Origin of the sequence: Streptomyces sp. SM18 (genome assembly GCF_002910775.2) — a bacterium.
Classification (GTDB): Bacteria; Actinomycetota; Actinomycetes; order Streptomycetales; family Streptomycetaceae; genus Streptomyces; species Streptomyces halstedii.
In genome coordinates, this window is record NZ_CP029342.1 from 860,168 (window position 1) to 883,633 (window position 23,466).

At 73.5% G+C, this 23,466-nt stretch carries 19 protein-coding genes; 8 read left to right on the forward strand and 11 right to left on the reverse strand.

Annotated features, from left to right (window positions below; genetic code table 11):
* Positions 1-64: 64 nt before the first annotated feature.
* From B9S64_RS03630 to B9S64_RS03655, 4 genes are all read right to left on the reverse strand, one after another.
* The gene (locus tag B9S64_RS03630) at positions 65-1,591 is read right to left on the reverse strand and encodes a hypothetical protein (protein ID WP_103489535.1); all 1,527 of its coding nucleotides are present in this window, start codon (positions 1,589-1,591) and stop codon (positions 65-67) included.
* 70 nt (positions 1,592-1,661) lie between these two features.
* Complete coding sequence (locus B9S64_RS03635; protein ID WP_103489536.1) at positions 1,662-5,285, reverse strand: hydantoinase B/oxoprolinase family protein; 3,624 nt, start codon at positions 5,283-5,285, stop codon at positions 1,662-1,664.
* Between the two features lie 166 nt (positions 5,286-5,451).
* Positions 5,452-6,867 (reverse strand): hypothetical protein, encoded by a 1,416-nt coding sequence (locus B9S64_RS03640; RefSeq protein WP_109491956.1) that lies wholly within the window; start codon positions 6,865-6,867, stop codon positions 5,452-5,454.
* 401 nt (positions 6,868-7,268) lie between these two features.
* Positions 7,269-7,661, reverse strand: a complete 393-nt coding sequence (locus B9S64_RS03655) for an ankyrin repeat domain-containing protein (protein WP_103488936.1) — start codon at positions 7,659-7,661, stop codon at positions 7,269-7,271.
* Between the two features lie 334 nt (positions 7,662-7,995).
* Between B9S64_RS03655 and B9S64_RS03660 the strand changes: the two genes are divergently transcribed.
* Both B9S64_RS03660 and B9S64_RS03665 read left to right on the forward strand, forming a co-directional pair.
* On the forward strand, positions 7,996-8,190 hold the full coding sequence (locus B9S64_RS03660; protein WP_028444229.1) for a hypothetical protein: 195 nt from the start codon (positions 7,996-7,998) through the stop codon (positions 8,188-8,190).
* Positions 8,191-8,227: 37 nt separating this feature from the next.
* Positions 8,228-9,841 (forward strand): hypothetical protein, encoded by a 1,614-nt coding sequence (locus B9S64_RS03665; RefSeq protein ID WP_109491957.1) that lies wholly within the window; start codon positions 8,228-8,230, stop codon positions 9,839-9,841.
* 29 nt (positions 9,842-9,870) lie between these two features.
* Here the strand turns inward: B9S64_RS03665 and B9S64_RS03670 are convergent, their stop codons facing one another.
* Positions 9,871-11,367, reverse strand: a complete 1,497-nt coding sequence (locus B9S64_RS03670) for a PLP-dependent aminotransferase family protein (RefSeq protein WP_109491958.1) — start codon at positions 11,365-11,367, stop codon at positions 9,871-9,873.
* Between the two features lie 99 nt (positions 11,368-11,466).
* Between B9S64_RS03670 and B9S64_RS03675 the strand changes: the two genes are divergently transcribed.
* The 4 genes from B9S64_RS03675 (at position 11,467) to B9S64_RS03690 (ending at position 14,958) form a co-directional block, all read left to right on the forward strand.
* A complete protein-coding gene (locus B9S64_RS03675; RefSeq protein ID WP_103488574.1) occupies positions 11,467-12,132 on the forward strand; it encodes a YitT family protein in 666 nt (221 codons plus the stop codon).
* 5 nt (positions 12,133-12,137) lie between these two features.
* Positions 12,138-12,911: a glycerophosphodiester phosphodiesterase gene (locus B9S64_RS03680; protein ID WP_103488575.1), complete on the forward strand. Its 774-nt coding sequence runs from the start codon at positions 12,138-12,140 to the stop codon at positions 12,909-12,911.
* A gap of 49 nt (positions 12,912-12,960) precedes the next feature.
* A complete protein-coding gene (locus B9S64_RS03685; RefSeq protein ID WP_103488576.1) occupies positions 12,961-14,319 on the forward strand; it encodes an MFS transporter in 1,359 nt (452 codons plus the stop codon).
* Positions 14,320-14,583: 264 nt separating this feature from the next.
* The gene (locus tag B9S64_RS03690; protein ID WP_014044757.1) at positions 14,584-14,958 is read left to right on the forward strand and encodes an RNA polymerase-binding protein RbpA; all 375 of its coding nucleotides are present in this window, start codon (positions 14,584-14,586) and stop codon (positions 14,956-14,958) included.
* Between the two features lie 162 nt (positions 14,959-15,120).
* On the opposite strand, the gene fxsA is transcribed toward B9S64_RS03690, so the two are convergent.
* The 4 genes from fxsA to B9S64_RS03710 all read right to left on the reverse strand — a co-directional run bounded on the left by fxsA (position 15,121) and on the right by B9S64_RS03710 (position 19,273).
* A complete protein-coding gene (gene fxsA, locus B9S64_RS03695) occupies positions 15,121-15,723 on the reverse strand; it encodes an FxsA family membrane protein (protein WP_103488577.1) in 603 nt (200 codons plus the stop codon).
* Positions 15,724-15,794: 71 nt separating this feature from the next.
* Positions 15,795-16,562, reverse strand: a complete 768-nt coding sequence (locus tag B9S64_RS03700; protein ID WP_103488578.1) for a polyprenol monophosphomannose synthase — start codon at positions 16,560-16,562, stop codon at positions 15,795-15,797.
* Between the two features lie 548 nt (positions 16,563-17,110).
* Positions 17,111-18,751, reverse strand: a complete 1,641-nt coding sequence (locus B9S64_RS03705) for an amidohydrolase (protein WP_109491959.1) — start codon at positions 18,749-18,751, stop codon at positions 17,111-17,113.
* A gap of 81 nt (positions 18,752-18,832) precedes the next feature.
* Positions 18,833-19,273, reverse strand: coding sequence for an Lrp/AsnC family transcriptional regulator (locus tag B9S64_RS03710; protein ID WP_010057405.1), 441 nt, complete (start codon positions 19,271-19,273; stop codon positions 18,833-18,835).
* 202 nt (positions 19,274-19,475) lie between these two features.
* Here B9S64_RS03710 and B9S64_RS03715 point away from each other — a divergent pair, with 202 nt between their 5' ends.
* Complete coding sequence (locus tag B9S64_RS03715) at positions 19,476-19,877, forward strand: hypothetical protein (RefSeq protein WP_103490245.1); 402 nt, start codon at positions 19,476-19,478, stop codon at positions 19,875-19,877.
* Positions 19,878-20,125: 248 nt separating this feature from the next.
* Here the strand turns inward: B9S64_RS03715 and B9S64_RS03720 are convergent, their stop codons facing one another.
* Positions 20,126-21,298 (reverse strand): acyl-CoA dehydrogenase family protein, encoded by a 1,173-nt coding sequence (locus B9S64_RS03720; RefSeq protein ID WP_103490246.1) that lies wholly within the window; start codon positions 21,296-21,298, stop codon positions 20,126-20,128.
* A gap of 345 nt (positions 21,299-21,643) precedes the next feature.
* Here B9S64_RS03720 and B9S64_RS03725 point away from each other — a divergent pair, with 345 nt between their 5' ends.
* Positions 21,644-22,918, forward strand: a complete 1,275-nt coding sequence (locus B9S64_RS03725; protein ID WP_103490247.1) for a glycoside hydrolase family 18 protein — start codon at positions 21,644-21,646, stop codon at positions 22,916-22,918.
* 105 nt (positions 22,919-23,023) lie between these two features.
* Here the strand turns inward: B9S64_RS03725 and B9S64_RS03730 are convergent, their stop codons facing one another.
* A complete protein-coding gene (locus B9S64_RS03730) occupies positions 23,024-23,176 on the reverse strand; it encodes an SCO1431 family membrane protein (protein ID WP_103490248.1) in 153 nt (50 codons plus the stop codon).
* Between the last annotated feature and the right edge of the window lie 290 nt (positions 23,177-23,466).

The window sequence follows — 23,466 nt, forward strand, 5'->3', positions numbered from 1 at the left end:
TCCTCGGTACGGGTGGTGCCGCTCTCTCGGTGCGGCCGGTGGCGGTGGCCGGGACCGGGCGCGCTCACGAGGCGTCCTTGCGGTCGGCGGCCATGCCCGCGGCGTCCAGCAGGGCGGTGCCCACTATCAGGTCGGCGCCGCCGAACTCGTGGTCGTCGAGCGGTGTGCCGTCGTCGACCGCGAAGAGCAGTCTGCGCTCGCCCTGGCGGTAGGCGGTGCCGACCGGCGGGCTCGCCGCGTGGACCGCGAGCAGGGCGACCAGGTAGGGCAGGTCGGGGTCGCGGAGCCGCGCCTCGGCCAGCAGTCCGGAGAGCCGGCGGGGCACGTCGTGGTCCAGGTCGAGCAGCTCCATGGCGTGGGCGAGCTGCTCCTCGCTGAACCTGCTGTCGTCGGGGGTGGCGACGAGGTCGGGCTCGGGCATCTCGGCGCCCAGGTGTTCCCGTTCGACCGGGGGTGTGAGCAGCATCTCGACGAGGTCGCCGACGCGCACGGAGACGGGGGTGCGCAGTCCGGTGCCGTGGGTGAAGAAGGCGTCGGTGGCCCGGGTGGCCTGGTCGACGGGGAGCGGCAGCAGGGGGGCGAGGAGCTGTCCGTACAGGTCGAGGCCCGCGTGGGCGGTGGGCGCGGCGAAGGCCTGGCGGTCCTGTTCGGCGCGGAAGAGCGGGCCGGCCTCCAGCAGCCGGGACTGGAGCTGGGTGTGGCGGCGGATGCAGTCCTTCACGATGTCGACGAGTTCGGCGGCGCGCCGCTTGTGCTCGGGCTCCTCCGCCTCGTCCCTGGCCTTGCGGATGTTGGTGAGGATCGCGTTCTCGTGGCGGTAGCGGTCGGCGACGTGGTCGAGCGCTTCGGCGATCATGTCGGGGACGGCGTTGAGCCAGTCGACGGCGCGGACGTTGCGCCGGGTCGCCTCCAGGGTCCTGCGGAGCGTCTCCGCGTACTGGACGGTGCGGTAGCGGGCCTGTTCGGCGGCGAGCTGGGCGTCGGCGAGGCGGCCTCGGCTGATGAGGACCTCCAGCTTCACCTCGGCGGCGATCTGGGCGCTGGTGACATCGGTGTCCAGGGCGCCGACCAGGACGTTGACCGCTTCGTCGGTGGTGCGGAGGTAGACGCCGCCACCGTGTCCGGGGACCTCCTCGACGAGCTTGAAGTCGTAGTCCCGGCGGATGTAGACGCCGTCGGCCCCGAAGGTGCCGTACACCGCGCGGAAGCCCCGGTCCACGCTGCCGACGTTGATCAGGTTCTCCAGGACCCAGCGGGCGACGCGCTCGTGCTCGGTGGCGGGGCGGTCCGGTGCCTGGGCGGCGATCCTGGGCAGCAGCCTGGCCACTATCTGCTCGTGGTCGGCCCCGGTGTCGAAGTCCATGTTGAGGGTGACGAGGTCGATGGCGGCCAGGGCGACTTCGGCCATGGCGTACACCGTGTAGGCGCCGGCCAGATTCGCCTTGCGCGCGTCGAGGTCGTGCAGCGGGGCGGTGCAGGCGAGCGCGCGCAGCCGACGTGAGAGCCCCTCGTCGGCGGCCGGGCCCGGGGCGGGCCGCGGCCCCGCGCTGAGCTGCGGCGCGGCGGTGTGGGTGTCGGCAGGCGAAGTCACGTTGCACAGATTAGGTCCTCGCACCGACAACGGTCGAAACGGTGCGGAAGCGACGGGCCGGGGGCGGCCCTCAGGCTGCCCCGTAGCCGCCTCCGCCCGGGGTCCGCAGCACCAGGACGTCACCGGTGTCCAGTTCGGCGGTGTCGCAGCCGTTCAGGGGGGTGACGGGCCCGCCGCCGGCCCGCTCGACCCATTGCTCGCCCAGCGCGCCGGGTTCGCCCCCGGCCATGCCGTACGGCGGTACGCGGCGGTGCCCCGACAGCAGGGCCACGGTGACGGGTTCGAGGAAGCGGAGGCGGCGTTCGACCCCGCACCCGCCGTGCCACCGGCCCGCCCCGCCGCTGCCCTCCCGTACGCGGAAGCTCTCCAGCAGCACCGGGTAGCGCCATTCCAGGATCTCGGGGTCGGTGAGCCGGGAGTTGGTCATGTGGGTCTGTACGGCGTCGGTGCCGTCGAATCCGTCGCCCGCTCCGGAGCCGCTGGCCACGGTCTCGTAGTACTGGACGCGGTCGTTGCCGAAGGTGAGGTTGTTCATCGTGCCCGACCCCTCGGCCTGGACGCCGAGCGCGGCGTACAGGGCGCCGGTGACTGCCTGGGAGGTCTCCACGTTCCCGGCGACGATCGCCGCCGGGAGGACCGGTGCCAGCATCGACCCCTCCGGGACGCGTACGTCCAGGGGGGTGAGGCATCCGCTGTTGAGCGGGAGGTCGTCGGTGACCAGGGTCCGGAAGACGTAGAGGACGGCGGCCATGACCACGGAGGTGGGGGCGTTGAAGTTGCCGGGCAGCTGGGCGGAGGTTCCGGTGAAGTCGATGACGGCGGCGCGGTGTTCGCGGTCCACGGTGACCTCCACCGCGATGACAGACCCGTCGTCCGTCTCGTAGCGGCAGGAGCCGTCGCGCAGCCGGGACACGATCCGGCGTACGGACTCCTCGGCGTTGTCCTGGACGTGGCCCATGTAGGCCTGGACGACATCCAGGCCGAACTCCTCGACGGCGCGGCGCAGTTCCGCGATGCCCTTCTCGTTGGCGGCGATCTGGGCGCGCAGGTCGGCGAGGTTGCTGTCCGGGTCGCGGGAGGGGTACGCGGCCGTGGTGAGCAGCTCTCGGGTCTCCTGTTCGCGGAACGTCCCGCCGCGTACCAGGGGCCAGTTGTCGAAGAGCACGCCCTCCTCGTCGATCGTGCGGCTGAAGGCGGGCATGGAGCCGGGTGTGATGCCGCCGATCTCCGCGTGGTGGCCGCGCGAGGCGACCAGGAAGCGCGGGCGCGGGGCGCCGCCGTCCCGTCCGGCCGGCTCCTCGTCGAACACGGGTGTCACGACGGTGACGTCCGGCAGGTGGGTGCCGCCGTGGTACGGGTCGTTGACGGCGTACACGTCCCCCGGTCGCAGGGAGTCCCCGTTGCGGCGCAGCACCTCCTTGACGGTCTCCCCCATGGAGCCGAGGTGCACGGGGATGTGCGGGGCGTTGGCGACGAGTCCGCCGTCCGGGGCGAACACGGCGCAGGAGAAGTCGAGGCGCTCCTTGATGTTGACGGAGTGCGCCGTGTCGCGCAGCCGCACGCCCATCTGTTCGGCGACCGACATGAAGAGGTTGTTGAAGACCTCCAGCATGACGGGGTCGACCCGGGTGCCGACGGCGGTCCTGGCGGGGCGCGGGGTCACCCGGCGCAGCGTCAGGTGGCCGGAGGCCGTCGCGGTGGCCCGCCAGCCGGGGTCCACGACGGTGGTGGAGTCCTCCTCGGTGACGACGGCGGGGCCGTCCACGGTGTCGGAGCCGCGCAGGTCCCGGCGCCGGTGGAGGCCGGCGTCCCGCCACCGGTCGCCGGTGAACACGCTGACGGTGGCGGCGGGGCGCGGCGCGCCGGAGCGGCCGGTGTCCTCGTCCGGCGGCGGGGCGGCCGGCGGTCCCGCCCTCCCGGCCGCCTCGACGGAGACGGTCTCGACGATCAGGGGCTTGTCCATGGTGAACCCGTAGCGGGTGCGGTGGGCGGTGGTGAACTCCTCGGTCATGGCGGTGAGTGTGCCGAGGGCGACGGGAAGGCTCGCGTCCGTCCCGGCGTAGCGCAGCAGGACCCGCGCGCGGGTGGAGACGGCGCTGTCGGGGATGTCGTCGGCGCGGAGGCCGGCGCGGGTCCGTCCGGCGAGGCGGTCGCAGACGTCGTGGACCCGGGCCGTGGTCTCCTCGTCCAGTCCGGCCTCCACGGACTCCTCGCGCATGGCGGTGGCGTCGGCGAGACCCATGCCGTAGGCGGACAGGACCCCGGCGAGCGGGGGGACGAGGACGGTGTCGATGCCCAGGGCGTCGGCGACCGCGCAGGCGTGCTGCCCGCCGGCCCCGCCGAACGCGGTGAGGGCGTAACGGGTGATGTCGCGGCCGCGCTGGACGGAGATCTTCTTGATCGCGTTGGCCATGTTGAGGACGGCGATCTCCAGGAAGCCGGCGGCCACCTCGGCGGCCGTCCGCGGGTGGCCCGTCGCGTCCGCCACCTCCTTCGCCAGCTCCTCGAAGCGCCGCCGTACGACGTCCGTGTCGAGCGGTTCGTCGCCCCGGGGGCCGAAGACGGCGGGGAAGCGGGCGGGCTGGATCCGGCCGAGCATCACGTTGGCGTCCGTCACGGTGAGCGGTCCGCCCCGGCGGTAGCAGGCGGGGCCGGGGTCCGCTCCGGCCGAGTCGGGGCCCACGCGGTAGCGGCGCCCGTCGAAGTGGAGGACCGATCCGCCGCCCGCCGCGACGGTGTGGATGCTCATCATGGGGGCGCGCATCCGTACACCGGCGACCTCGGTGCCGAGTTCCCGCTCGAACTCGCCCGCGTAGTGGGACACGTCGGTGGAAGTGCCGCCCATGTCGAAGCCGATGACCCGGTCGTGTCCGGCCTGGGCGGACGTGCGCACCATGCCCACGACGCCTCCGGCGGGGCCGGAGAGGACCGCGTCCTTGCCCCGGAAGTGGGCGGCGCCGCGCAGTCCGCCGTTGGACTGCATGAACATCAGGCGGATGCCGGGCAGTTCGGCGGCCACCTCGTCGACGTACCGGCGCAGGATCGGGGAGAGGTAGGCGTCCACGACCGTGGTGTCGCCGCGCGGGACGAGCTTGATCAGCGGGCTGACCTCGTGCGAGCAGCTGATCTGGGTGAAGCCCGCCTCGCGGGCCGCCGCCGCGACGGCCTTCTCGTGGCCGGGGTGGCGGTAGCCGTGTGTCAGGACGATCGCGGCGCTGCGGATGCCTTCCGCCCGGACCTCGGCGAGCCGTTCGCTGACGGCGGCGCGGTCGAGGGGCACCACCGTCCGCCCGTGGGCGTCGTGGCGTTCCGGGATCTCGACGACCCGGTCGTACACGGCCTCGGGCAGGACGATCCGGCGGTCGAAGAGGCGCGGCCGGTTCTGGTACGCGATCCGCAGGACGTCCCGGAAGCCCTCGGTGACGACGAGGACGGTCGGTTCGCCCCGGCGCTCCAGGAGGGCGTTGGTGGCGACGGTGGTGCCCATCTTGACGCCGGCGACCCGTTCGGCGGGGACCGGGTCGTGGGGGCCGAGCCCGAGGAGGAGCCGGATGCCGGCGACGGCCGCGTCGCTGTAGCGGTCCGGGTCCTGGGAGAGCAGCTTGCGGGAGACCAGATGCCCGCCGGGATCGCGGCCCACCACGTCCGTGAAGGTGCCGCCCCGGTCGATCCAGAACTCCCAGCGTCCGGTCATCCCCCCATTCTGGCGCGGGGGACGGACCCGCGCAGACGGGACGCGACGGCGCCGCGGGGCCCCGGGCACGGCGCGTCCCCGGGTGCGGCGCGTCCCCGGGGCGGGGCGGGCGGCCGGGCCTGGCGTTCCGGGCGCACCGCCCCGGCCGTACACCCGGGGCGGCGGGTCAAACGGCCGCGTCGGGGCCGATCCTGCTGCGTACGGCGGTCTGCACCTCGGCCTCCTCGGCCGGGTCGGCGGCGAGTCTGCGCAGGCGTTCGGCGACCCGGATGTCTCCGGTCTCCGCGTGCAGGGCGGCCACCTCCCGGGTGGTCTCCTCGCAGTCCCAGAGGCACTCGACGGCGAAGCCGGTGGCGAAGGACGGATCGGTGGCGGCGAGGGCCCGCGCGGCCCGGCCGCGCAGGTGCGAGGAGGACGTCTCCCGGTAGACGTGGCGCAGTACGGGGGCGGCGCAGGCGATCCCCAGCCGGCCCGTGCCGTCGACGAGGGTCCACAGGCGCGCGGCGTCCGGGCCGTCGCCGCGGACGGCCTCGCGCAGGGCGGCGAGGACGAGCGGGGCGTCCTGCGCGGTGCCCCGGCAGGCGAGCACCCCGGCGGCCGAGGCGCCGAGGGCGTCGGGCCGGTGCGCCCAGCGGCGGGCGCGCTCCACCGCGCTGTCGGCGCACATCCGCTCGAACGCGGCCACGGCCGCGTCCGCGACGGTCCCTGAGGCGCTGACGGCGGCCTCCTCGATGAGGTCGAGGACGGCGGGGTCCTGTGCCTCGGCGAGGTAGTGCAGGGCGGCGCAGCGGGCACCGTCCGGGCCGTTCCGGGCGGCCTCGACGATCCGGGGCCGGTCCTCGGCGCCGGCGACGGCGGCCAGGCAGCGGGCGGCGGGCAGATGGAGCACGCTGCCGCGCGCGAGGCCCTGCTCGGCCCAGTCGAAGACGGCCTGGACGCTCCAGCCGGGGCGGGGGCCTCCGGGCCGCATCTGCCGCTGCCAGCGGTCGAAGGAGCCCTGTTCGCCGGCGGCGCGGATCCGGGCGCCGACCGACGGGCGCGGGTCGTCCGCCCAGAGCCGCCAGGGCCGCGGCTCGAAGGCGTCCCGCACCGCGGCGGCCAGTTCGGCGTCGCCCTGCGGGGTGGCGGGGAAGCGGTCGAGCACGGGTCCGGCGAGCGAGCGCAGCCCGCTGTCGTCGTCGCGCAGGGCCAGCTCGTCCAGGGCCCAGGCCCAGTTGGCGCCGGTGGCGGCGTAGCGGCGCAGCAGGACCAGCGCGTCCTCGCGGCCGTAGGAGGCCAGGTGGCCCAGGACGGCGAGGGCGAGGCCCGTGCGGGAGTCGTCGGTGTCGAGGTGGTCCTCGGGGGCCCACAGGTGGCCCTCGATCTCCTCGGTGCCGCCGTCGAGGTCGAGGTACAGACGGGCGTAGTAGAGGGAGCGGTTCTCCACCTGCCAGTCGTGGCGCGGATCACTCAGGACGCAGTGGTTGAGCGCCGCGAGGGCTTCGGGACGGGGTGCGGCGAGCGCGTGGAGCGTGCCGTCACCGCGGCCCCTCTGCAACAGGCCGACGAGGGTGCCGCTCGGCGCTATGAACGGATCGAACATGGGGAAAGCCTCACATCAAGCTGTCGACGCGACCGGGACTGTGCTGTTCCACGTGCCGGGGGAGCTGGTGCCGCGTCAGCCAGGGTCTGCCCGTGGAGGAGCGGCGTCAGGTGCGTGCTCTCGGCGTGCCGGCCGGAAGCCCTCGTACTGGATGTACTCGGGTTTTCGGCCGGTGCGGCGAGAGTGCGTGCCGGGCGTCGCGGCGGGGCGAGCCTTGGCTGCCGCGACACTAGGCCGCGTGGCAACATGATCGGCCGACCGTCGTCTTCTGCCTGGTGCTCATCTTCCTCTGCCTCTCGTCGGTGGTCCGGGGCGGACCCGCGACGTCATGATGACCCAGCCATTTCGCCGACGCGACCACATTTACGGCGCACCGGTCACCCGGGCGTCCGGGCGGCGCCTCAGCGCGCACCGAAGAGTTCCAGCAGGTCGGCCTTGCCGAACATCCGTGCGGTGTCCACGGCGGACGGTGTTCCGGCGGCCGGATCGGCGCCCGCCGCGAGCAACGCCTCGACCACCGCGCGCTCGCCCTTGAAGACGGCTCCGGCGAGCGGGGTCTGCCCCCGGTCGTTGGCCCGGTCCGGGTCGGCGCCGCGCCCGGCGAGGGCGGTGACGGCCGGGGCGTGCCCGTGGTAGGCGGCGAGCATGAGCAGCGAGTCGCCCCGGTCGTTGGTGAGGTCGGCCGGGACGCCCGCGTCGACGTAGGCGGCCAGGGAGTCGGTCTCGCCGCGGCGGGCCAGGTCGAAGACCTTGGCCGCCAGTTCGACCACCTCGGGATCGGGGGTTTCGCTCATCGGACGGGCCGCCTTCCATAACTGTTCTCGCCGTTGCCGACCTGGGGGAGTACGGCGGGGGGCCGTACGAGTGAATCGACAGGGTACTGCTCCGTAGCCCACGTGAGCCTGCCCGGATGCGGCGAGAGATCACAGCGGGCAGCGTTCTTTCCAGCACGCCCCGGGGCGTCGGCCGGCCGGTCCCGGCCGCGGCGGGCGGGGACGAGCACCCCATATCCGCCGGTCGGGTGAAAAGTACCACTGTTCACCCGATCACCCCTTTATTCACATAGACACACTTTGTCATGCTGGAAGCACTCATGGTGACCGTCCCCCTCAACCAGGAGAAACCCTCATGATCCTCTCCATCTCGGGCGTGGTACTGCTCGGTGTCGTCGTCTTCCTGTTCTTCAAGAAGGACGGGCTCAAGCCCTCACACGGCCTCATCTGCGCGCTGTTCGGCTTCTACCTGGCCGGGACCGCCATCGCGCCCAGCATCACCGCCGGCGGGGCGAGCCTCGCCAGCATGCTCGGCGGGATCAAGTTCTGACGCTCCGCGACCGCTCCCACCCCTTCAGGAGACCGACGTGGCCCGGCGACCACTCCCCCGCGTTCTGAGCAGCGGCGGCGCTTCGATCACTCGCGGCCGTGCGTTCGCGCGCACGGCCGCCGACAGCGCCACCGACGTCCTCCATCCGCTGATCACCGTCACCCGGGGCCTGCGGCTGCTGGCGGGAGCGGCACGGCAGAAGTGGGCCGCGACCCCCAGGGACCGGCGCGGACACGTCCTGTTCCTGGTCGCGGCCTGCGTGCTGGGGGTGGCGCTCGTCCCGCACGGACCGGTCCTGGCGGTGGTCTCGGTGATGGGCGCCGCCGCCTGGAAGGGCCGGGCGCGTACCCCCGCGAAGACCGGCCCCGACGAGGCCGGGGCCGCGCGGCTGCGGTCGCTGTACGAGGCCCTGGTGCCGCACTTCTCGGTGGCCGAGGACCCCGGCCCGCTCTTCTCGCACGGCGGCGACTGGGACAAGGCGTTCGGCTCGTCGTACGCGTTCGACGACGACGGCCGGCTGACCAGGCTCCAGGTGACCTACCCCGCCTACTTCCCGGACGGCGACCCCGCCGCCCGTACCCGCGTCGAACAGGTCCTGGACACCAAGTCGGGCCGGGGGCGCGAGTACCACTTCTCCTGGGACGAGGAGGGCAACCGCCTCCTGATGACGGTGCTCGACCCGCTGCCGGTCACGATCGCCGCCCAGCGCTTCGTCACCGCGCCGGGAGAGACGGTCCTCGGGTTCACCGACGCCGACGCGGTGGGGCGCACCGTACCCGTACGGGACGGCGACACCACCCGGGACGCCGCGCCGGTGGTCTGGCGCACCGGCTCCCGGTCGACGGAGCCGCATCTGCTGGCCGTCGGACAGCCCGGGAGCGGCGTCACGACCCTGATGCGCTCCCTGGCCCTCCAGGCCCTCCAGCAGGGCGACCTCCTGGTGGTCGAGGGCGCGGGCACCGGGGAGTACGCCTGCCTGAGCGGACGCGACGGCGTCCTGGCCGTCGAATGCGGGCTGTCCGGGGCGCTGGCCACGCTGGAGTGGGCCGCGCACGAGACGGAGCGCCGGCTGATCGCCGCCAACCGGGCCCGGCAGGCCGGCCACCCCGAGCCGGAGGACGTCAAGCGGCCCCTGTGGATCCTGCTGGACCGGCCGAGCGCGCTCGGCCACCTGGCCGCGGCAGAGGGCCGGCCCGACCCCCAGGAGCTGCTCCAGGTGCCGCTGCGGCACGGCCGGGCCGCCGGGGTGACGGTGGTCGTGGCGGACCACTTCGACGCCCTGGACGCCCTCGCGGAGACCGTACGGGCCCACACCCGGGCCCGCGCCGTCCTCGGCCCCGCCACCCGCGACCAGGTGCGGTCGGTGCTCGGCGTCCAGCCGCACACCACGCCGACCCCCGACATGCCGCCGGGCCGGGGATACGCCCGGCTCGGCACGGGCCCGGTGCTGCGGCTCCAGGTGCCGGCGACCCCGGACCCGTACGACGGGGCGACGAGCGAGGCGCACCGGCAGGCGGTCCTCGATCTGCTGCCCGGCGCCCTGGCCCCGGTCGAGCGGGTGCCGGAGGCGGCGCCGTGCGAGGACGCGGCCGGGTCCGTCCCCGCGCACCGGGACGCCCTGGTGGCGGCCCCGGCCGTCGCGGAGGGGTGACGCGCTCCGCCGGGCGCGTCCGCCGCCGCTCAGGCCACGAACGTGCGGGGGGCCTCCGCCCCGGCGGCCGCCCCGGACCCGACCAGCTCCGCCGCGGCCGCCAGCCGCACCGCCGCCTCGTCCGCCACCGGGCCGCCCACGGTGAACGGCAGCCGTACATAGCCCTCGAAGGCGCCGTCCACCCCGAAGCGGGGCCCGGAGGGCACGCGTACGCCCACCCGTTCACCGGCCACCGCGAGACGCGACCCGGAGAGCCCGCCGGTCCGCACCCACAGCGTCAGTCCGCCGTGCGGCACCTCGAACTCCCACTCCGGCAGCTCCCGGCGCACCGCCCGCACCAGCGCGTCCCTGTTCTCCCGCGCCTGGCCACGCCTGAGGGCCACGGCCTCCTCCCAGCCGCCGGTGCGCATCAGCCAGTTGACGGCGAGCTGCTCCAGCACCGGCGTCCCCATGTCGGCGTACGCGCGGGCCGCCACCAGGCTGCGGATGACGTCCGGGGCGGCCCGGACCCAGCCGATCCGCATGCCGGCCCAGAACGCCTTGCTCGCGGACCCGACGGTCAGGACGGTGCTGCCCGCCGGGTCGAACGCGCAGACGCGGCGCGGCACACCGACCTCGTCCAGGCGCAGTTCGCTCATCGTCTCGTCGGCGATGAGCACCGTCCCCGCGGAACGGGCGGCCTCCACCAGGGCGCGGCGCTGCGGCTCGTCGGCCAGGGCACCGGTCGGGTTGTGGAAGTCCGCGACGACGTACGCCAGCCGGGGCGCGGCATCGCGGAGGACCTGGCGCCACCGGTTCATGTCCCAGCCGCCCAGCCCCTCCTCCATGGCCACCGGTACCAGCCGGGCGCCCGCCTCCTTCATCAGCTGGAGGATGTTGGCGTAGCTCGGCGACTCCACCGCGATACGTTCGCCGCGTCCGGCGAACAGGTGGCAGATCGCGTCGATGGCGCCCATCGCGCCCGTGGTGACCATGATCTGCTCCGGCATCGTGGGGACGCCGCTCGCGGTGTAGCGGTCCGCGATCGTCTGCCGCAGGGCGGGCAGGCCCGCCGGGTAGTCACCGTGGGTGTGGGCGTACGGCGGCAGCTCCTCCAGGGCGCCCCGCACGGCCCGGGTCAGCCAGGGCTCCGGGGCGGGCAGCGAGGCGCAGCCCAGGTCGATCATCGAGCCGAGGGACTCCGGGGGCAGCGGTTCCAGGCCGCGCGCCGGCAGCGGGTTGCCCGCCGGGACGGCCGTCCAGCTGCCCGCGCCGCGCCGGGACTCCAGGAAGCCCTCGGTCCGCAGTGCCTCGTAGGCGGCGGCGACGGTGGTCCGGCTGAGGGCGAGCGCGAGGGCGAGTTCGCGTTCGGCGGGGAGCCGGGCGGCGACCGGGACCCGGCCCTCCAGCACGAGCAGGCGCACCCCGTCGGCGAGGGCACGGTAGGCGGGTGGCTTACGGCCGCCGGGGGGCAGGGGGCGGGGCTGCTGGGCCTGGAGCTGCCGGGCCAGCTGAGCGGCCCCCACCGTCGACGTCCACTGCGCCATGGAAATCAGTCCACCTCTCTTGGATTGGCCATGGTTGGCGGCCGATCCCCCGCCACACAGTGACATGCGTCAGTCCACCGTCGCCACAGGGGGTACCACGTGTCCGATGTCACCGCCCGGAGCCGGGCCCGGGTCCCCCGGCGGCTGGTCCATCTGTACGTGGGGCTCGCGCTGTACGGGGCGAGTTCGGCGCTCCTGGTGCGGGCCGGGCTGGGCCTGGAGCCGTGGGGTGTGCTGCACCAGGGGCTCGCCGGGCGGACGGGGCTGTCCATCGGTGTCGTCTCGATCGTCGTCGGGGCGGTCGTCCTGCTCCTGTGGATCCCGATCAGACAGCGCCCGGGGCTCGGTACGGTCTCCAACGTCTTCGCGGTGGGCATCGCGATGGACGGGACGCTGGCCCTCGTACCGGACGTGCACGGGCTCGCCGCGCAGATACCCGTGCTGGCCGCCGGCATCGGGCTCAACGGGGTGGCGACCGGTCTGTACATCTCCGCGCGCTTCGGCCCCGGGCCACGGGACGGGCTGATGACCGGTCTGCACCGGCTCACCGGGCGCTCCCTGCGGCTGGTGCGTACGGCGATCGAGGTGGCCGTGGTGGTGACCGGCTTCCTGCTCGGCGGTTCGCTCGGCGCCGGCACCGTGCTGTACGCGCTGTCCATCGGACCGCTCGCCCAGCTCTTCCTGCGCGTGTTCGCGCTCCCCGGCCCGGACGACGGCCTCCCGGACGGCGCCGGTCCCCCGCGAGGGGCGATACTTCCGCGGTGACAGCAGTGAACGCGGCGTCCCGGGGGCGCCATCCCTACCTGGACCACCCCTCGCCGATCCCGTTCGCCCACCGGGGCGGGGCCGCGGACGGGCTGGAGAACACGGTGGCCGCCTTCCGCCGGGCGGCCGGGGTGGGCTACCGGTACTTCGAGACCGATGTGCACGCCACCGCCGACGGCCGCCTGGTCGCCTTCCACGACGCCACCCTGGACCGGGTCACGGACGCGCGGGGCCGGATCGGCCGGCTGCCCTGGAGCGAGGTGAGCCGGGCACGGGTCGCGGGCAGCGAGCCGCTGCCGCTCTTCGAGGACCTGCTGGAGGAGTTCCCCGGCGCCCGCTGGAACGTGGACGTCAAGGCGGAGGCCGCGCTGCTCCCGCTCCTCGGCCTGATCCGCCGGACCGGCGCCTTTGACCGGGTGTGCGTGGGCTCGTTCTCCGAGGCGCGGGTGGCCCGGGCGCACCGTCTGGGAGGTGAGCGCCTGGCGACCTCCTACGGGGTGCGCGGCGTGCTCGGGCTGCGGCTCCGCTCGTACGGCCTGCCGGCGGCGGTGCGGGCCGGGGCGGTGTGCGTCCAGGTACCGGAGAGCAGCCACGGTGTGCGGGTGGTGGACCGCGCCTTCCTGCGCACGGCGCACGCCCGGGGCCTCCAGGTCCATGTCTGGACGGTCAACGAACCGGAACGGATGGCGGCTCTCCTCGACCTCGGGGTGGATGGCATCATGACCGATCACATCGAGACGCTGCGCACGGTGCTGAGCGACCGGGGGGCCTGGGCCTGACCGCCGGACCGGCCGCGTGAGCACAGGACGAGCGAGGGGGACGCGCCGCGTGAGCACGGGCACCGGTACGGGTACCGAGGGAACGGCGGATCCGGAGGCGGCCCGTACGAGGGAACAGCGCGGCTGGTACTTCTACGACTTCGCGTGTTCCGTCTACTCCACCAGCGTCCTCACGGTCTTCCTCGGCCCGTATCTGACATCGGTCGCGAAGGCCGCCGCCGACGCGGACGGGTATGTGCACCCGCTGGGCATACCCGTGCGGGCGGGGTCGCTGTTCGCGTACTCCGTCTCGGTCTCGGTGGTCGTCGCGGTGCTGCTGATGCCGCTGGCGGGGGCCGTCGCGGACCGCACGGGACGCAAGAAGCCGCTGCTGGCGGCGGCCGCGTACACCGGGGCGACGGCGACGGCCTGCATGTTCTTCCTGGACGGCGAGCGCTATCTGCTGGGGGCGTTCCTGCTGATCGTGGCGAACGCGTCGATCTCGGTGTCGATGGTGCTGTACAACGCCTATCTGCCGCAGATCGCCACCCCGCAGGAGCGCGACACGGTCTCCTCGCGCGGCTGGGCGTTCGGCTACACCTCGGGCGCGCTGGTGCTGGTCCTCAACCTGGTCCTCTACACCGGCCACGACTCCTTCGGCCTCTCCGAAGCGGACGCGGTCCGCGTCTGCCTCGCCTCGGCGGGTGTGTGGTGGGGTGCCTTCACGCTCGTCCCGCTGCGCCGGCTGCGCGACCGCCGGGTGGCCCCGTCCGGCGAGGGGGCGGTGGGGTCGGGCTGGCGGCAGCTGCGGGCGACGCTGCGCGACATGCGCCGCCACCCGGTCACGCTGGCCTTCCTGCTCGCCTATCTGGTCTACAACGACGGCATCCAGACGGTGATCTCCCAGGCCTCGGTGTACGGCTCCGAGGAGCTGGGCCTCGACCAGACGACGCTGATCACCGCCGTCCTGCTCGTCCAGGTGCTGGCGGTGGCGGGGGCGCTCGGGATGGGACGGCTGGCCCGGACGCACGGCGCGCAGCGCACGATCCTGGGGTCGCTGGTCGTCTGGACGCTGATCCTGGCCGGGGCGTTCGTGATGCCGGCCGGCGCGCCGGTGTTCTTCTACACGTTGGCCGCGGCGATCGGCCTGGTGCTGGGCGGCAGCCAGGCGCTCTCGCGCTCGCTGTTCTCGCATCTGGTGCCGCGGGGCAAGGAGGCGGAGTACTTCTCGGCGTACGAGATGAGCGACCGGGGACTCAGCTGGCTTGGGCCGTTGGTGTTCGGTCTCGGATATCAGCTGACCGGGAGCTATCGGGATGCCATCCTGTCCCTGGTGATCTTCTTCGCTCTCGGTGCCGTGCTGCTGGCACGGGTTCCCGTGCGGGCGGGTGTGGCCGCCGCGGGCAATCCCGTACCGGACCGGATTTAGACGTTGAAGTCAAAGGCCGGTAGTGTACGCCTTTGGCCTGCCCGGAGGACCGTTACTGCGAGCGGAAGAAGCCGAACCGTTGGGTGATAACTTCCGCCATAGGTGACAAACCGGGCGGTGGTGGGTACTCAACCCTGATAAAGCAGCGGCACGACGGGCGACGCAGGACCGGCAACGGGAATCTTTACCGCCGACCGGACGTTGACCGGATGACGACGACAGCGACACCTGTCCTGTGGGCGACAAGCCCGGGAGGCACGATTCATGAGTGAGCGAGCTCTCCGCGGCACGCGACTCGTGGTTACCAGCTACGAGACGGACCGCGGCATCGATCTGGCCCCGCGCCAGGCGGTGGAGTACGCATGCCCGAACGGCCATCGATTTGAGATGCCGTTCTCGGTAGAGGCGGAAATTCCGCCGGAGTGGGAGTGCAAGGCGTGCGGCGCCACGGCACTCCTGGTGGACGGCGACGGCCCCGAGGAGAAGAAGGGCAAGCCCGCGCGTACGCACTGGGACATGCTCATGGAGCGGCGCACCCGCGAAGAGCTGGAGGAGGTGCTGGCCGAGAGGCTGGCCGTTCTGCGCTCCGGAGCCATGAACATCGCCGTGCATCCGCGCGACAGCAGGAAGTCCGCCTGACCCGCACACCGGGTACGGCGGCACAGCGAGCACAAGAGCCGCGGGCCGTGACACCGACCAGGTGTCACGGCCCGCGGCTCTTTCCGTACGCGGTCCGTGGCCGCCACGCGCTCTCTCGGCGCGTACGGTCCCCGGCTCCGGGGCCGGGGACCGCTCCCGGTGTCAGCGGTCGAGCGGGGGCCGGTGGTCGCCGGTGCCGTCGTCGGGGCCCTGGCGGGCGTCGGTGCCGTCCTCGCGGATCACCTCGCCTTGGACCACCTTCCCGTCCGGACGGTGGATCCGGGCCTGCTGGAAGGCCTCCGAGAGGCCTCCTGGGGCCGCCGCCGCCCGCATCCGGCGTTCCAGCGAGCGTTCCGCGTACCGGCTGAGCAGGGAGCGCACCGGGGGCAGCAGCAGGAGCAGACCCGCCACGTCGGAGATCATGCCGGGGATCATCAGGAGCACGCCGCCCAGCATCAGGAAGCCGTTGCCCTTGCTGCCCGGGGCGGCCGGCTGCCCGGTGGGCGACGCGCCCGGCTGCCCCGGCATCTGCTGGAGCGTCTCGGTGAGGTTGCGGAAGGCCCGCCGTCCGGCCCGCTTGACGACCGTGGCCCCCAGCACGGGACCGGCGACCAGGAGCAGCAGCACGGTGAAGCCGTTGGCGGCACGGGCCACCAGGATCAGCAGCCAGATCTCCAGCACCAGCCAGGCCGCGATGGCCAGCGGCAGGACGGTGCGGGCGCGCGAGCGTCGGGGACGGTTCGTGGGCGGGGTGCCGGTCGTCATGCCACCAGTGTGCCTGCCCGGGCGTCCGAGTGACGTAAGGGGGTGATCATGAACGGCGCCCCGCCCGGGTCTCAGGACTTCTTGCGGCCCAGGATCTTGTCGGCGCGGCCCGTGATGCCCCAGCCCGTGACCCGCCACAGGGCCTCGACCAGGATGTCCCGGCTCATCTTGGAGTCGCCGATCTCGCGTTCCACGAACGTGATGGGCACCTCGACGACGTGGTACCCGGCCTCGACGGCGCGGCGTGCCAGATCGACCTGGAAGCAGTACCCCTGGGAGGCGACCTCGTCGAGGCCGAGGCCCTGGAGGGTCGCGGTGCGGAAGGCCCGGTACCCGCCGGTGATGTCCCGGACCGTGAGGCCCAGCAGCATCCGGGAGTAGAAGCTGCCGCCACGGGAGATCATCTCGCGGTGCCGGGGCCAGTTGACCACCCGGCCGCCGGGGACCCAGCGCGAGCCCAGCACCAGGTCGGCGTTCTTGAGCGCGGTCAGCAGGCGGGGCAGCTCCTCGGGCTGGTGGGAGCCGTCCGCGTCCATCTCCACGAGCACGCCGTAGTCGTGCTCGGAGCCCCAGCGGAAGCCCGCCAGATAGGCGGCGCCGAGGCCTTCCTTGCCCTTGCGGTGCAGCACGTGGATCTGCTCGTCGGCCGCGGCCAGCTCGTCCACGACCTTGCCGGTGCCGTCGGGGCTGTTGTCGTCGGCGACCAGGATGTCGGCTTCCGGAACGGCGGCGCGCACCCGGGCGACGATCAGCTTGATGTTCTCGACCTCGTTGTAGGTCGGAATGATCACCAAGACCTTGCCGAGCGGGCCGAACTGCCTCTGACCGCCGTCGTTCACTACTGCCCCTTAATGTCCGTACGCAGGTGCACACCATATCGAGCGCGCGGGGTCCGGACTCCGACACGGTGGGAAGGTGTCGTGCCGGATCGCCGGGCAGGCCCCGGGAGGAAGCGTGGATACACGGACAGAAAGCATCGAACTGCGGATGGGGGCCCGGTGTCCTTCGGGCCGACCTGGGACCCGCTGGCTGCGGGTCGACCGAAAGCCGTTGTCTACTGAACCGCCGGGCCCCACCCGGGTCGCACCTGCCGTCCGGACGCAACCTTTCCTCGCCCCCGAGGCGCGGGCGCTGAACCTGGCTGTCAGTGGTGGTGCGCCGGTGCGGCACACCACCCCGTGACCCAGCGGCGTTCGACGACTGCGTGGAGGTCTGCCCGGCCGGACGTCCAGTGGTGGACCCGGCCGAACCTACCGGCCTCCGGGCGCTTTCTGTCAACACCCGCCCCACCTGCGGTTTCTTCCCAAAACGCCTGGTCAGTGACCGGGTGGCGGAGGTCGTCGCGCGGAAGCGGCGCCTACGATCGGCGGAACGGAACGGCCCGGCGTCACTCGTTCGGCCTCACATGGACGGTCCGTCCGCCGACCACGGTGCGCAGGCAGACGGGCAGGGCCTCTCCCGGGGTGAGATCGGGCAGGCCAGGGGTGCCGGAGCGGGGGTCGGTCGACCAGCGGGCCACCCGGTCGTCGGGGGCCTGGACCACCAGGTCACCGGTGCTCCAGACGGCGTAGTCGGCCGGGGCCCCGGGGACCAGCACGCCCGCGTCGTCGCGGCCCACGGCCCGCCAGCCGCCCCGGGTGTGCGCGGTGAAGCCGGCCCGTACCGAGACGCGGTGCTCCGGGGTCCGGTGGAAGGCGGCGGCCCGGATCGTGCCCCAGGGGTCGAGCGGGGTCACGGGGCTGTCCGAGCCGAAGGCCAGCGGCACCCCGGCGCGCAGCAGGGCGGCGTACGGGTTGAGCGTGGCGGCCCGCTCCGCGCCCAGGCGCCGGGCGTACATGGCGTCCGGGCCGCCCCAGGCCGCGTCGAAGGCGGGCTGGACGGAGGCGGTGAGGCCGAGTTCGGCGAAGGCCGCGACGGTCTCGGGGGTCAGCATCTCGGCGTGCTCCACCCGGTGCCGGGCGGCGCGCACGCGGGCGAGCCCGAGGGTGTCGGCGGCGGCCCGTACGCCCGTCACGACGGCGGTCAGGGCCGCGTCGCCGATGGCGTGGAAGCCGGCCTGGAGACCGGCCTCGGTGCACGCGGTGACATGGGCGGCGATCTGCCGGGCGTCCAGGTGGGCGGTCCCGGTGTGCGGGGCGTCGGCGTACGGCTCGTGGAGGCAGGCGGTGTGGGAGCCGAGGGAGCCGTCGACGAAGAGGTCCCCGGCCGCGCCGACGGCGCCGAGTTCGCGGATCCGGGCGGCTCCCTTCCCGTCCTCGACCAGGTCCGCCCAGTAGCCGAAGACCCGGGGGCCGGGCCGCTCGGCGGCGAGGGCCAGGAGGCCGGTGAAGTCGTCCTCGTCGGAGATCTCCGGGCCGGCGCACTCGTGGACGGTGCCGATGCCGAGGGAGGCCGCTCGGGCCAGGGCGGCGCGCTGGGCCTCGGCGCGCTGCGCGGGGGTGACGGCGGCGTGGGCCGCCGCGCGCACCGCGTGGTGGGCGGCGCCGGTCAGCGGGGCGTCGGGGTGGTAGCCGGCCAGGTCCCGGACGCCGGGGACAAGGTCGAGGAGGGCGGTGGTCACGACGGCCGAGTGGACGTCGATCCGGGGCAGGTAGACGGCCCGGCCGCCCGCCGCCCCGTCGAGTTCGGCGCGGCTGGGCGGGCGCTGCTCGGGCCAGCGCGTGGCGTCCCAGCCGTGGCCGAGGACGACCCGCCGCGAGGGGTGGGCGTTCGCGTACGCACGCACCGAGCCGAGGGCGTCGGCGAGGGTCCGGGCCCCGGAGAGGTCCAGTCCCGTGAGGGCGAGGCCGGTCGCGGTGGTGTGCACATGGGCGTCGGTGAACGCCGGGGTGACCAGGGCGCCTTCGAGGTCGACCACCTCGTCCACCCCGCCCGCGAAGGCGTCGGCCGCCCCTTCGGATCCCACCCAGGCGACATGGCCGCGTTCGACGACCATCGCGGTGGCGAACGGGTCGGCGGGGCTGTGGACGTCTCCACCGCGCAGCAGCACGGTGCGGTGTTCGCTCTGGGGGGCGGTGCTCTGGGTCATGGGTCCAGTCTCGCGCCTGCCCGGAGCGCTTCTGTCCCCGCCCCCTGGCAGGCGCCCTCCGGGAGGCGCCCCCTCCGCGCCTCAGATCCTCGGGGGCCGCGCCTCGTAGGGGGTGGACAGGACGACGGTCGTACGGGTGGAGACGCCCGCCAGGGTGCGGATGCGGGTGAGCAGGTGCTCCAGCTCCAGGGGGGTGGCCACCCGCACCTTGAGGATGTAGTTCTCGTCGCCGGCGACGCTGTGGCAGGCCTCCAGTTCCGGGACCCCCGCGAGCCGTTCGGCGATGTCGTCCGGGGCGCTGGGGTCGAACGGTTTCACCGAGATGAACGCGGTGAGGGGCAGGCCGACGGCCTCGGGATCGACGACCGCGGCGTAGCCCCGGATCACCCCGCGCTGCTCCAGCCGGCGGACACGCTGATGAACGGCCGAGGTGGACAGGCCGGTGGCCTTGCCCAGGTCGGTGTAGCTCATCCGCCCGTCCTTGACGAGCAACTCCACAATCTGACGGTCCAGCTCCTCCATGCGGTCAACCTATGGCCCCGAGTGCCTCCAGGCACAGCCGCGAGGGCCCCGGAAGGGCACGTTCGAGGGTCATGTGATGAACGCCACACGGCTACGGATGGGTAGCCGCCGACCTGGAGGTTACGGCCGTGCCCCCACGGGAAGTGCTTGGTGTGGTCGAGGCCGTGGCGCCGAGCCGGCCCACCCGAGGGGGGAATATCCCATGCAGAGCCTGAAGCCCACCGGGCGTACCGAACCGGAACCCGTCGATCCTGACGAGGACTCCGCTTCCGACGCGTACGACGACACGTACGAGATGTACCGCGTGATCTGCCCGGACTGCGCGCAGCCCATCGCCCTGCTGGCGGACGAGGACGTGCTGCCCGAGCACGCCCTGTGCCCCACCCCGTGGAACCCGTTCGTGCTCACCGTGTGCGCCGGTACGGGCCGCGGTGCCTCGCAGGCGCGCCCGGCGGACGAGTCGCTGGAGGTCCACGAGCAGGAGGCGGGGCTGCTGCTGACGCTGCCTCAGGGGCTCGACTGGCGGATGCAGCCCTTCTCGCACGCCGGGGGCCCCGGCTCGCGGCCGCTGCGGGTGGCACCCACCCTGCGCCGCGCCGCCTGACACCCACACGCACCGCTCACCGCCGCCGGGCCGTCCGCGCGGCGGTGTTCCGTGTGCGGCCCCGGTGCCGGAAGGGGCGGGCCACGGGCCGGGCCGTCAGGACCCCGAGGGCCATGACGTCACCCGCCCGTCCGGACCGGACCGCACGGCCCGGCGTGACCGCCGGCCGGCACGGCTCGTCGCGAAATCGGGCCCTACGGCTCGGCGGGACTCGGGCCCTACGGCCCCACGGGACTCGGGGCCGTGGCTCAGCGGGACTCGGGGCCCGCGAGGTGGCGGGCGATGACCATCCGCTGGATCTGGTTGGTGCCCTCGACGATCTGGAGCACCTTGGCCTCGCGCATCAGCCGCTCGACGGGGAAGTCGAGCGTGTAGCCGTAGCCGCCGAGCACCTGGACCGCGTCGGTGGTGACGCTCATGGCCGCGTCGGTGCAGAACAGCTTCGCCATCGCCGCCTGCCGTGAGAAGGGCAGGCCCGCGTCGCGCCGCCGGGCCGCCTCCAGGTAGAGGGACCGTCCCGCCTCGATCCGGGTGGCCATGTCGGCGAGCATGAAGCGCAGGCCCTGGAAGTCGGCGACGGGGCGGCCGAACTGGCGGCGCCCGGTGGCGTATCCGACCGCCTCGTCGAGGGCCGCCTGAGCCACGCCGACGGCACAGGCGGCGATGCCCAGCCGTCCGGAGTCGAGCGCGGACAGGGCGATGGCGAAGCCCTGCCCCTCGTCACCGATCCGGCGGTCGTCCCCGACCCGCACCCCGTCGAAGTGCAGTTGGGCGGTGGGCGAGCCCTTCATGCCCATCTTCTTCTCCGGCGCCGCGGCGCCGAGCCCGTCGGCGTCCCCGGGCACCAGGAACGCGGTGATGCCCCGGGGGCCGTCCACACCGGTGCGGGCCAGGACCGTGTAGAAGTCCGCGACGCCGCCGTGCGTGATCCACGCCTTGGTGCCGGTCAGGACCCAGTCGTCGCCGTCCCGTACGGCCTTGGTGCGCAGCGAGGCGGCGTCGGAGCCAGAGGCGGGCTCGGAGAGGCAGTACGCGCCCAGGAGTCCGCCCGCGAGCATGGCCGGAAGACGGGCGGCCCGCTGCTCCTCGGTGCCGAAGCCGGCGAGGGCGTGGCAGGCCAGCGAGTGGACGCTGACGCCGAGGCCGACGGTGAGCCGGGCCGCGGCCAGCTCTTCGAGCACCTGGAGGTAGACCTCGTACGGCTGGTCGCCGCCGCCGTACTCGGAGGCGTAGGGCAGTGCGAGCAGACCGGATTCGGAGAGGAGGGTGAAGACCTCGCGGGGGAAGTGACCCGCTTCCTCCTCATCGGCGGCCCGGGGCGCGATCTCCTTCGACACGATGTCGCGCACGAGTGCGACGAGCTGCCGGGACTCCTCGGTGGGCAGGCGGCGTTCCACCGGCTGCGGGGCACGGTCGGACATGACGGTGCTCTCCTCCCTGTCGGGCGTTGCGGCGGTCGCGCGCGCGGGGTGTGAGCGGCGCCGCCGGGTGGTCCCGGGCGCTGCCCGGACATCATGGGTTCTCTCAGCCGAATCCTGCCCTCTCGGATCACGAGAGAAGCCGGCCTGTGGCTGTGGCGGGTCGAGTATGCCCGATCGGGGCGTCCCCGTCACCGGGTCCCAGGAGCCGATGATCAGGGAAATTGGTCCGAACCATTGACCCAACTGGTCTAGTCCTCCTACGGTCTCCCCCATGCCTCATCGCGTCCATGCCAACCACGGGCGCGGTGGGGCATCCATCGAAGCCCTCCCCCACGAGGAGCCAGAATGACCGGAATTCACCGTTCCCGCAGCCGCCTCAGGGCGCTCGCCGCGACCGCCTGCGCCGGAGCCCTCGGCGCCGCGCTGCTCGGTGTCGCGGGTACGTCGACGGCGGGCGCGGCCCCCGTCACCGCCTCCGCCGCCACCCCCACAGCCGCGGAGGCCACCCCCACGGCCGCCGGCGGCAAGGTCGTCGGATACTTCACCAACTGGGGTGTCTACCAGCGCGATTACCACGTCAAGGACATCGAGACGTCGGGCTCGGCCGACAAGCTCACCCACATCAACTACGCCTTCGGCAACGTCCAGGGCGGCAAGTGCACCATCGGGGACAGCTACGCCGACTACGAGCAGGCCTACACGGCCGACCAGTCGGTGGACGGCGAGGCGGACACCTGGGACCAGGAACTCCGCGGCAACTTCAACCAGTTGCGCAAGCTGAAGAAGCTGCACCCGGATCTGAAGGTCATCTGGTCGTTCGGCGGCTGGAGTTGGTCCGGCGGCTTCGCCGAGGCCGCGCAGAACCCGGCCGCGTTCGCCGAATCCTGCTACGGCCTGGTGGAGGACCCCCGTTGGGCCGATGTCTTCGACGGCATCGACATCGACTGGGAGTACCCCAACGCCTGCGGTCTGACCTGTGACACCAGCGGCAGGGAGGCCTACGGCGACCTGCTGGCGGCGCTGCGCTCGAAGTTCGGCACCGACAACCTGGTCACCTCGGCCATCACCGCCGACGGGTCGGACGGCGGCAAGATCGACGCCGTGGACTACGCGGGGGCCGCCCAGTACCTCGACTGGTACAACCCGATGACGTACGACTTCTTCGGTGCCTTCGCGGCCCAGGGACCGACGGCTCCGCACTCGCCGCTGACCTCGTACCCGGGCATCCCGACGGAGGGCTTCAACAGCGACGCGGCGATCTCCAAGCTCAAGGGGCTCGGCATCCCGCCGGAGAAGCTGCTGCTCGGCATCGGTTTCTACGGCCGCGGCTGGACCGGCGTCACCCAGGCGGAACCGGGCGGCAGCGCCACCGGCGCGGCACCCGGCACGTACGAGGCGGGCATCGAGGACTACAAGGTCCTCAAGAACAGCTGCCCGGTCACCGGCACGGTCGCCGGCACCGCGTACGCCCACTGCGGCACCGACTGGTGGAGCTACGACACCCCGGCCACCATCGCCACGAAGATGGAGTACAAGGACCAGCAGGGGCTGGGCGGCACCTTCTTCTGGGAGCTCAGCGGGGACACCGCCGACGGTGAGCTGATCAAGGCCATCAACTAGCCCGGACCGGGTACACGCACACCAGGGTGGGCAGGGGCGGGGTGCCGGGCGGGCGCCCCGCCCTCTCCGTCGCGCGGACTCCCGCGCGGCGGAGGCGGCCGGAGGTCACAGGAGCCCGGCCTGGGTGACGAACAGGGCGAGGACCACGACGAGGGTCCAGCCCAGCAGGTGCTCCAGCACCTTCGGCCCGTCGTCGGGGCCGCCGGTACGGGCGCGGCGGGCGTGGCGGGGGTTCTCGGCGGTGGGCATCGCGGTCATGGCATCTCGCTCGGTCGTTCGGCTGCGGTCCTCCCCCCTGACCCGACCACAGTGCCGCAGAAGGCCGGGCGGGGGTAGAGACGCCCGTCACAGCGCCCGGACCACCGGGTGCCCGCCCCCGCCGCCCCGTGCCGCTCCCCCGGCGCGAGGCGGCCCTTTTCCGGGCCGCGCGGACGGCACCGGCTGTGTGCGACGCCACAGCGGGCGGCGCGGGGCCGGTACCCCGCCGCCGAGACGGCGGCCCGGGGAGCGGATGGCTCCCGTCCGGGCCCCGGCCGTACGCGCCCGAG

What these genes read in the sequence shown, in the direction of transcription:
- B9S64_RS03635 (WP_103489536.1), bottom strand. Translation starts at nt 5,285, where the DNA reads ATGACCGGACGCTGGGAGTTCTGGATCGACCGGGGCGGCACCTTCACG.
- B9S64_RS03640 (WP_109491956.1), bottom strand. Translation starts at nt 6,867, where the DNA reads ATGTTCGATCCGTTCATAGCGCCGAGCGGCACCCTCGTCGGCCTGTTG.
- B9S64_RS03655 (WP_103488936.1), bottom strand. Translation starts at nt 7,661, where the DNA reads ATGAGCGAAACCCCCGATCCCGAGGTGGTCGAACTGGCGGCCAAGGTC.
- B9S64_RS03660 (WP_028444229.1), top strand. Translation starts at nt 7,996, where the DNA reads ATGATCCTCTCCATCTCGGGCGTGGTACTGCTCGGTGTCGTCGTCTTC.
- B9S64_RS03670 (WP_109491958.1), bottom strand. Translation starts at nt 11,367, where the DNA reads ATGGCGCAGTGGACGTCGACGGTGGGGGCCGCTCAGCTGGCCCGGCAG.
- B9S64_RS03690 (WP_014044757.1), top strand. Translation starts at nt 14,584, where the DNA reads ATGAGTGAGCGAGCTCTCCGCGGCACGCGACTCGTGGTTACCAGCTAC.
- fxsA (WP_103488577.1), bottom strand. Translation starts at nt 15,723, where the DNA reads ATGACGACCGGCACCCCGCCCACGAACCGTCCCCGACGCTCGCGCGCC.
- B9S64_RS03705 (WP_109491959.1), bottom strand. Translation starts at nt 18,751, where the DNA reads ATGACCCAGAGCACCGCCCCCCAGAGCGAACACCGCACCGTGCTGCTG.
- B9S64_RS03710 (WP_010057405.1), bottom strand. Translation starts at nt 19,273, where the DNA reads ATGGAGGAGCTGGACCGTCAGATTGTGGAGTTGCTCGTCAAGGACGGG.
- B9S64_RS03715 (WP_103490245.1), top strand. Translation starts at nt 19,476, where the DNA reads ATGCAGAGCCTGAAGCCCACCGGGCGTACCGAACCGGAACCCGTCGAT.
- B9S64_RS03720 (WP_103490246.1), bottom strand. Translation starts at nt 21,298, where the DNA reads ATGTCCGACCGTGCCCCGCAGCCGGTGGAACGCCGCCTGCCCACCGAG.
- B9S64_RS03725 (WP_103490247.1), top strand. Translation starts at nt 21,644, where the DNA reads ATGACCGGAATTCACCGTTCCCGCAGCCGCCTCAGGGCGCTCGCCGCG.
- B9S64_RS03730 (WP_103490248.1), bottom strand. Translation starts at nt 23,176, where the DNA reads ATGACCGCGATGCCCACCGCCGAGAACCCCCGCCACGCCCGCCGCGCC.